This is a genomic window from Rhodococcus sp. LB1 (assembly GCF_001583455.1).
Classification (GTDB): domain Bacteria; phylum Actinomycetota; class Actinomycetes; order Mycobacteriales; family Mycobacteriaceae; genus Rhodococcus_F; species Rhodococcus_F opacus.
In genome coordinates this window covers 1-1,920 of record NZ_LTCZ01000354.1, presented here as the reverse complement: position 1 = coordinate 1,920, position 1,920 = coordinate 1, and the positions used below count along the sequence as shown (strand labels likewise).

Sequence of the window (1,920 nt, the reverse complement as noted above, 5' to 3'; positions counted from 1 at the left end):
GTCGAACTCGGCGAAATCGACGCAGCGTTGACACGGCATCCCCGCGTCGCGTTCGCGGTGACACTCGGCCGCACCGCCCCGTCCGGGGACACCGTCCTGGTGTCCTACGTCCTGCCGTCCGGTGACGACGAACCTGACGTCACCGAACTGACCGACCATGTGCGCGGCTTCGTGCCCGCCCACATGGTGCCCGCGACCATCGTCATCCTCGACGAACTGCCCCTCACCCCGGTGGGCAAGCTGGACCGGCAGGCATTGCCGACCCCGGATTTCGCGATCGTCCGCACCGTGTTCCGCGCGTCGGCCAGTACGGCCGAGCACGCCGTGGCAGACGTCTTCGCCGAGGTGCTCGGACTCGACCGGGCCGGGCTCGACGACAACTTCTTCGACCTGGGCGGCAACTCGCTGAGCGCGACCCGCGCCGTCGCCCGCATCAACTCCGCGCTCGGCGTCGGCTTGGGTGTCCGGGAGCTGTTCGAGGCGCCGACCGTGGCGGAGCTCGCCGCCCGTGCCGCTAAGGCGGATCGCAGCACCGCTGCGCGTCCCGCCCTGACGGCGGCCCCGCGCCCCGACCGGGTGCCGCTGTCCCTCGCACAGCAGCGGATGTGGATCGTCAACCAGGTCGACACGACCTCGCCTGCCTACAACGTTCCGATCGCGCTGCGCCTGACCGGCGAACTCGACATCGACGCTCTGCGCGCCGCGTTCGGCGACGTCGTCGAACGGCACGAGCCGCTCCGCACCGTCTATCCCGGGTCCGCAGACGGCCCGCACCAGGTGGTGCTGCCCGCGGATCGGGTGACCCTCGACCTCACCCCGGTCACCGTGCCCGACGAGACGGCGCTGCGCACCGAGCTGGTGCCTCTGGCGTCGGCCGAATTCAACGTGAGCCGCGACGTCCCCATGCGCATCGCGGTGTTGCGGATCGGTCCGGATCAGCACATGGTGGTCCTGGTGCTGCACCATATCGCGGCGGACGGCTCGTCGATGGCGCCGCTCGCCCGTGACGTGATGGTCGCGTACACCGCGCGCACGCACGGACGTCCGCCCGGATGGGCGCCGATGCCGGTGCAGTACGCGGACTTCGCGCTGTGGCAACGCCGCACCCTGGGCAGCGACACCGACCCGGACTCGCCGATCTCGGCGCAGCTGGACTACTGGCGCCGGACCCTCGACGGGATGCCCGAGCTGCTCGAGCTGCCGACCGACCGCCGGCGCCCACTGCAGCGGTCCTCACACGGCGCCACCGTGCCGTTCGCGATCACCGCGGACCTTCACAAGAAGCTGTCCGACCTCGCCCGGGGCCACGATTCGACGCTGTTCATGGTCGCGCACGCCGCACTCGCCGTCCTGCTCGGCCGGCTGAGCGGCGAGACGGACCTCGCGGTGGGCACGCCCGTCGCCGGTCGCGGCGACGCGGCACTGGACGAGATGGTCGGCATGTTCGTCAACACCGTGGTGCTGCGGACCCGCGTCGCACCCGAGCACTCCTTCACCGATCTGATGGCGCAGGTCCGCGAGACCGACCTCGGGGCCTTCGGGCACGCGGAGGTGCCGTTCGACCGGGTGGTGCAGGCGGTCGACCCGGTGCGGTCGACCGCGCACACCCCGCTGTTCCAGGTGCTGCTCGAGTTCCAGAACACCGAGGAGAGCCGCCTCGAACTGCCCGGGCTGACCGTCGAGGTCGTCGACCCCGGTGTGGAGGTCGCCAAATGCGACCTGTACCTGACCCTGAGTGAGAACGTGGACGGAGCCGGCGAACCTGCCGGAATGTCTGCGGCATTCGGGTTCGCCACCGACATCCTGGACGCGAGGACCGTGCGCGGTTTCGCAGACCAGTTCGTCCGCATCCTCGACGCGGTCACGGCGTCGCCCGACCGCCCGATCGGTGACATCGCTCTGATCGGTGCGGCGGAGTTG

General features: G+C 70.7%; 1 protein-coding gene. It reads left to right on the top strand.

The window, feature by feature from the left end; all coding sequences use genetic code 11:
• Positions 1 to 1,920, top strand: a 1,920-nt coding sequence (locus tag AZG88_RS35385; protein ID WP_231914304.1) for a condensation domain-containing protein, incomplete at both ends; no start/stop codon positions are given.